A 6699-nucleotide genomic window follows, 5' to 3' on the forward strand; every position below is an offset into this window, starting at 1 on the left:
TGGCCCTGCCCCATGAAAAATGCTTTTCTGACTTTTGAGCGCTGGACGACCTCCATCGCGATGCTGGCCGCCTGCGCCATGCTGGCCGTGGCCTCGTCGCTCGGCATGTTCCAGATCATCACGCGGTTCGTGCTGGAGCAGCCTGCCGAATGGACCGAGGTGCTGATCCGCTTCAGCCTGATCTGGATGGTGTTCCTGGCCATCCCTGCCGCCTTTCGCCAGGGGGCGATGGTGAGTGTGGACGTGCTGTATCGCTGGAGCCCGCCCAAAATGCGGCGCGTGCTCGACTGGGTGGTGTCGCTCGCAGCCCTCGCGCTCATCGGCGTGATCATCTGGTGGGGTTGGGACTATTCGGTGCGCGGCGGAGTGCAGAGCATGGCCGGGCTGGAGTCGGTATCGATGTTCTGGGCCTACCTGGCCATGCCTGTCGGCGGCCTGTTCTGCGTGGTCGGCATCATCGGCAACCTGATCGATCCCCTGCGCATGGAACTGGAGACGGCCCAATGAGCCTGGTCATGATTTCAACGATGGTGCTGTGCTTTGCACTGACCATCTCGGTAGCGGTTTCCATCGGCCTGGCGTCCATCCTGGGCATCCAGGCCTCCAATGCCAACATGCTCATTTCCGTCAAGGAGATGTTCGCCTCGATCAACAAGTTTCCGCTGGCGGCCATCCCCTTCTTCATCCTGGCGGGCAACCTGATGGAAACCGGCGGGATCTCGCGCCGCCTGGTCGAGTTTGCCAAGAGCATCGTGGGCGGCGTGCAGGGCGGCCTGCCCATGACCTGCGTGCTCACTTGCATGATCTTTGCCGCGGTGTCGGGCTCGTCGGTGGCCACCACCTTCGCCATCGGCGCCATCCTGATCCCGGCCCTCATCAAGCACGGCTACCCCACGAGCTATGCCGCAGCGCTGCAGGCCACCAGCGCCGAACTGGGCGTGATCATTCCGCCCTCCATCCCGATGATCCTCTACGGCGTGAGCGCCGAGGTGTCGATCGGCGAGCTGTTCATCGCCGGTTTCGGCCCCGGGCTGCTTATCAGCTGTGCGCTGATGCTCTTCGTCTGGGCGTACTGCAAGTGGAAGGGCTGGGGCAAGACCGATGGCGAAGGCCGCATGCCCTTCGGCAAGGCCACGCTGCAGGCCGGCTGGGCGCTGCTGATGCCGGTGATCATCCTGGGCGGCATCTATGGCGGCGTGTTCACCCCCACCGAGGCATCGGCCGTGGCAGTGTTCTACGCCCTCGTCGTGGGCGTCGTGATCTACCGCGAAATCAAGATCCAGAACTTGTTCGCCATCCTGCGCAAATCGGTCATCTCCTCGGCGGTGATCATGTTCATCATCGCCAACGCGGGGCTGTTCGCCTTCCTGATCACCCGCGCGGGCGTGCCCGATGCAATCGGCCGCTGGCTGGAGTCGGTGCTGCAATCGCCCACCCTCTTCCTGCTGGGCGTGAACGCGGCCCTGTTCGTGATCGGCATGTTCATCGAAACCAGCGCCGCCATCATCGTGCTGGCCCCCATCCTCGCGCCAGTGGCCATGCACTTCGGCGTGGATCCCGTGCACTTCGGTCTCATCATGGTGGTGAACCTGGCGCTGGGCATGATCACCCCGCCCTTTGGCGTGAACCTGTTTGCGGCCTGCACGGTAGCGCGCATCTCGCTGGACCGGATCATCAAGCACCTGCTGCCCTTCGTCGGCGTGATCCTGGTGTGCCTGATGCTCATCACCTATATCCCAGGCATTTCGCTCGCGCTGCGCGATCTGGTGTATTCAAAGTAGTTAGAATTCACCCGGTCAGGAGAGAGCCTTCCTTCGAGAAGGCCGCCGAAGGCGCAGGGACACCCCGAACGCTCAGGCAAAAGGACTGGCAACCGCCTGCAGGGATGCAGGCGTTCCCTTGCTGGAGAGAGGTGGCCGCGCAGCACAGCGCGCAGGCCATCCACCGAAGGAGCAAGCCGCAGCCGCCAGCCAGGGCGGTGCGGTGAATCTCTCAGGTAAAGCGGACAGCAGGGCAAATCCCGCGACCTCATTGAGGGTCGCGGCCCCTATTTGCCCGGAGTCCGCCCCATGTCTGCCCCTGCCGCCAACGCTGCCCCCCTGCTCACCACGCCCCTGAACGCCCTGCACCTGGAGCTGGGCGCCCGCATGGTGCCGTTTGCCGGCTACTCCATGCCCGTGCAGTACCCCGCCGGACTAATGGCGGAGCACCTGCACACACGCCAGGCCGCCGGCCTGTTCGACGTATCGCACATGGGCCAGCTCCAACTCATCGGCCCGGATGCCGCAGCCGCCTTCGAGACCCTGGTGCCCGTGGACGTGATCGACCTGCCGGTGGGCAAGCAGCGCTACGGCCTGCTGTTGACGGATGAAGGCACCATCATCGACGACCTGATGTTCTTCAACCAGGGCAACGATACGCTGTTCGTGATCGTCAATGGTGCCTGCAAGGTGGAAGACATCGCGCATATCCAGGCGCGCATCGGCCAGCGCTGCGAAGTTGCACCCATGCCCGACCACGCCCTGCTGGCGCTGCAGGGCCCGCAGGCCGTGACCGCCCTGGCCCGCCTGGCGCCGGGCATCGAAAAACTGGTGTTCATGACCGGTGGCAGCTACACCATTGCCGGCTGCGACTGTTTCGTGACGCGCAGCGGCTACACGGGCGAAGACGGCTTCGAGATATCGGTGCCGGCCGCCCAGGCCGACACCCTGGCCCGCGCCCTGCTGGCGCAGCCCGAGGTCAAGCCCATCGGCCTGGGCGCGCGCAACTCGCTGCGCCTGGAAGCCGGCCTGTGCCTGTACGGCAACGACATCGACACTACCACCACCCCGCCCGAGGCGGCGCTCAACTGGGCGATCCAGAAGGTGCGCCGCACCGGCGGTGCGCGCGCGGGTGGCTTTCCTGGTGCCGACAAGGTGCTGGCGCAGATCGACAACCCCGCCAGCCTGGCGCGCAAGCGCGTGGGCCTGGTGGCGCTGGAGCGTGTGCCCGTGCGCGAGCACACGCCCCTGCAGAGCACCGACGGCCAGGCCATCGGCGAGGTCACCAGCGGCCTGCTCGGGCCCACGGTGAACGAGCCCGTGGCCATGGGCTACGTCACGCCCGCATTTGCCGCCATCGGCACCCGGGTGAACGCCATCGTGCGCGGCAAGGCCATTCCCATGGAAGTGCGCGCCATGCCCTTCGTGCCCGCCAACTATTTCCGGGGCTGAAGCCCGCCCTGGCACGGCCCCTGCGTGGGCCGATGCCGCTTACATTGCAGATTCCTTCATTTTTCAAGAGCCACAGGAGCTTCCCCATGACCGTCAAATTCTCCAAAGACCACGAATGGATCAACGCCGCCGACGCGGCTGCCGCTGTCGTGGGCATCACCGTGCATGCCCAGGACGCCCTGGGTGACGTGGTGTTCGTGGACCTCCCCGAAGTCGGCAAGACCTTTGCCCAGGGCGAAGTCGCCGGCGTGGTCGAGTCCGTCAAGGCAGCAGCCGACGTGTACATGCCCGTCTCGGGCGAGATCGTCGAGGTCAACGAAGCCCTGCGCGCCGACCCCTCGCTGGCCAATTCCGATCCCCTGAACGCCGGCTGGTTCTTCAAGGTCAAGCTCAGCGATGCCGGCCAGCTCGACGCCCTCCTGAGCGAGACCGACTACACCGAGTTCGCGAAAAACGCATAACTGCAACCGCCCCTGCCTGAGACCTGCCCCATGTTGATGCAATCCGCCCTGCCGCTCGGCGCGCTCGAAAACGCCACCGAATTCCTGCCCCGCCATATCGGCATCGATGCGGCCGACGAGGCGCACATGCTGTCGGTGATCGGCGAGGCCTCGCGCCGCGCCCTCATCGAGAGCATCGTGCCGCGCTCGATTGCGCGCAGCACGGCCATGGACCTGCCGCTGCCTGTGACGGAAGCGGCGGCCCTGGCAGAGCTCAAGGCCATGGCAGGCAAGAACCAGGTCCTGAGGAGCTTCATCGGGCAGGGCTACTACGGCACGCACACGCCGGGCGTGATCTTGCGCAACGTCCTGGAGAACCCAGCCTGGTACACGGCCTACACGCCCTACCAGGCCGAGATCTCGCAGGGCCGCATGGAGGCGCTGGTCAACTTCCAGACCATGGTCTGCGACCTGACCGGCATGCCGATCGCCAACGCCTCCATGCTCGACGAGGCCACGGCCGCGGCCGAGGCCATGACCTTGGCCAAGCGCTCCGTCAAATCCAAGAGCAATCGCTTCATCGTGGCCGGTGACGCGCACCCGCAGACCATCGAGGTCATCCAGACCCGTGCCAAGCCGCTGAACATCGAGGTGGTGCTGGCCAATTCCGCGCCCGAGTGGCACGCCGCTCTGGACGGCGAGTACTTCGCCGTGCTGGCCCAGTACCCTGCGACCAGCGGCCGCATCGACGACCTGCGTGCCGACGTGGAGAAGGCCCATGCCAAGCAGGCCGCATTCATCGCCGCAGCCGACCTGCTGGCCCTGACCCTGATCACCGCCCCCGGCGAATGGGGCGCCGACATCGTCGTGGGTACCACGCAGCGCTTTGGCATGCCCATGGGCGCGGGCGGCCCGCACGCTGCCTACATGGCCTGCCGCGACGAGTTCAAGCGCTCGCTGCCCGGCCGCCTGGTCGGCGTGAGCGTGGACGTGCATGGCAAGCCCGCCTACCGCCTGGCACTGCAGACGCGCGAGCAGCACATCCGCCGCGAGAAGGCCACCTCCAACATCTGCACCGCCCAGGTGCTGCCGGCCGTGGTGGCCAGCATGTACGCCGTGTACCACGGGCCCGAGGGCTTGAAGCGCATTGCCCAGCGCGTGGCCAGCTACACCGCCATCCTGGCCAAGGGCCTGGAGCAACTGGGCGCCCCCGTGCGCCCGCAGGCCACGTTCGACACCCTGAGCCTCAAGACCGATGGCGCCACCGCCGCCATCGCCGCGCGCGCGGTGCAGATGGGCGCCAACCTGCGCGTGTACTTCGAGCACTACCTGTGCATCTCGCTCGACGAGACCACCACGCGCGCCGACATCTCGCTGTTGTGGAAGATCTTCGCCAAGGACGGCCAGGCCCTGCCCACCTTCGACGCCTTCGAGAAGGGCGTGGAGCCGCTGATCCCCGCCGAATTGCGCCGTACCAGCGCCTACCTCACGCACCCGGTGTTCAACACCCACCACAGCGAAACCGGCATGCTGCGCTATATCCGCCAGCTGTCCGACAAGGACCTGGCGCTGGACCGCAGCATGATCCCGCTGGGCAGCTGCACCATGAAGCTCAATGCCACGAGTGAGATGATCCCCATCACCTGGCCCGAATTCGCCCAGGTGCACCCCTTTGCCCCGGCCGACCAGCTCGAAGGCTACCGCGAGCTTGACGAGCAGTTGCGCGCCTGGCTGTGCCAGGCCACGGGCTACGCCGGCATCAGCCTGCAGCCCAATGCAGGCTCGCAGGGCGAGTATGCGGGCCTCTTGGCCATCAAGGCCTACCATGAGGCCCAGGGCCATGGCCACCGCAACATCTGCCTGATCCCCAGCAGCGCGCACGGCACCAACCCCGCCAGCGCGCAGATGGTGGGCATGCAGGTGGTGGTGACGGCCTGCGACGCCAACGGCAACGTGGACATGGCGGACCTGCAGGCCAAGTGCGAGCAGCACAGCGACAACCTGGCCGCGGTGATGATCACCTACCCCAGCACGCACGGCGTGTTCGAGACCCAGGTCAAGGAGCTGTGCGCCCTGGTGCACCAGCATGGCGGCCGGGTCTACGTGGACGGTGCCAACATGAACGCCCTGGTGGGCGTGGCCGCCCCCGGCGAGTTCGGCGGCGACGTGAGCCACCTGAACCTGCACAAGACCTTCTGCATCCCCCACGGCGGTGGCGGCCCTGGCGTGGGCCCCGTGTGCGTGGTGGCCGACCTCGTGCCCTACCTGCCCGGCCATGCCACGGCCGGCGTACCCGGCGGCGTGGGCGCCGTATCGGCCGCGCCCCTGGGCAATGCCGCCGTGCTGCCCATCAGCTGGATGTACTGCCGCATGATGGGCGCCGAGGGACTGCAGGCCGCGACCGAAACCGCCATCCTCTCGGCCAACTACATCAGCGCGCGCCTGAAGGACCACTACCCCACGCTGTACGCGAGCGCCAATGGCCATGTGGCGCACGAGTGCATCCTGGACCTGCGCCAGTTGAAGGACACCAGCGGCGTGATGGCCGAGGACGTCGCCAAGCGCCTGATCGACTACGGCTTTCACGCGCCCACGCTGAGCTTCCCGGTGCCCAACACGCTGATGGTGGAGCCCACCGAGAGCGAGACGCTGTTCGAGATCGACCGCTTCATCGACGCGATGATCGCCATCCGCGAAGAGATCCGCCAGATCGAGGCGGGTGCCTGGCCGCAGGACAACAATCCATTGAAGAACGCACCGCACACGGCGGAGAGCCTGCTCACCGGCGAGTGGACACGTCCGTACTCGCGTGAGACGGTGGCCTATCCTGTGGCTGCTCTGCGCAGTGCCAAATACTGGTCGCCTGTGGGGCGGGTGGACAATGTGTGGGGGGATCGCAATCTGGCGTGCAGTTGCATTCCGGTCAGCGACTACGCTTGATCTTTCGCGGCAGGGCTGTGGTTGCGTCCTGCCTGTGTTGAGGACGGAGGCCGGGGTGTGCGCCCGGCGGCGCACCTACCTTCTTTTGCTTCGTCAAAAGAAGGTAG

Annotated in this window: 5 protein-coding genes and 2 riboswitches; all 5 genes read left to right on the forward strand. The window is 66.3% G+C overall.

Annotated features, from left to right (window positions below):
* Window positions 1-12 precede the first annotated feature (12 nt).
* The 5 genes from ASE28_RS30880 to gcvP all read left to right on the forward strand — a co-directional run bounded on the left by ASE28_RS30880 (window position 13) and on the right by gcvP (window position 6592).
* Window positions 13-507: a TRAP transporter small permease gene (locus ASE28_RS30880; protein WP_057269791.1), complete on the forward strand. Its 495-nt coding sequence runs from the start codon at window positions 13-15 to the stop codon at window positions 505-507.
* Window positions 504-1781: a TRAP transporter large permease gene (locus ASE28_RS30885; RefSeq protein WP_057269792.1), complete on the forward strand. Its 1278-nt coding sequence runs from the start codon at window positions 504-506 to the stop codon at window positions 1779-1781. Before ASE28_RS30880 ends, ASE28_RS30885 begins: the two co-directional genes overlap by 4 nt.
* A 6-nt stretch (window positions 1782-1787) precedes the next feature.
* Window positions 1788-1879, forward strand: a riboswitch (glycine riboswitch).
* A gap of 13 nt (window positions 1880-1892) precedes the next feature.
* Window positions 1893-2019, forward strand: a riboswitch (glycine riboswitch).
* A gap of 50 nt (window positions 2020-2069) precedes the next feature.
* Window positions 2070-3212: a glycine cleavage system aminomethyltransferase GcvT gene (gene gcvT / locus ASE28_RS30890; RefSeq protein WP_057269793.1), complete on the forward strand. Its 1143-nt coding sequence runs from the start codon at window positions 2070-2072 to the stop codon at window positions 3210-3212.
* A gap of 86 nt (window positions 3213-3298) precedes the next feature.
* Complete coding sequence (gene gcvH / locus ASE28_RS30895; protein WP_057269794.1) at window positions 3299-3673, forward strand: glycine cleavage system protein GcvH; 375 nt, start codon at window positions 3299-3301, stop codon at window positions 3671-3673.
* A gap of 30 nt (window positions 3674-3703) precedes the next feature.
* A complete protein-coding gene (gene gcvP, locus ASE28_RS30900) occupies window positions 3704-6592 on the forward strand; it encodes an aminomethyl-transferring glycine dehydrogenase (protein WP_057269795.1) in 2889 nt (962 codons plus the stop codon).
* Window positions 6593-6699 lie beyond the last annotated feature (107 nt).

The sequence above is a fragment of the Acidovorax sp. Root219 genome (assembly GCF_001428665.1).
GTDB lineage: Bacteria > Pseudomonadota > Gammaproteobacteria > Burkholderiales > Burkholderiaceae_C > Acidovorax.

What these genes read in the sequence shown, in the direction of transcription:
- gcvP (WP_057269795.1), top strand. Translation starts at nt 3,704, where the DNA reads ATGTTGATGCAATCCGCCCTGCCGCTCGGCGCGCTCGAAAACGCCACC.
- gcvT (WP_057269793.1), top strand. Translation starts at nt 2,070, where the DNA reads ATGTCTGCCCCTGCCGCCAACGCTGCCCCCCTGCTCACCACGCCCCTG.
- ASE28_RS30885 (WP_057269792.1), top strand. Translation starts at nt 504, where the DNA reads ATGAGCCTGGTCATGATTTCAACGATGGTGCTGTGCTTTGCACTGACC.
- ASE28_RS30880 (WP_057269791.1), top strand. Translation starts at nt 13, where the DNA reads ATGAAAAATGCTTTTCTGACTTTTGAGCGCTGGACGACCTCCATCGCG.
- gcvH (WP_057269794.1), top strand. Translation starts at nt 3,299, where the DNA reads ATGACCGTCAAATTCTCCAAAGACCACGAATGGATCAACGCCGCCGAC.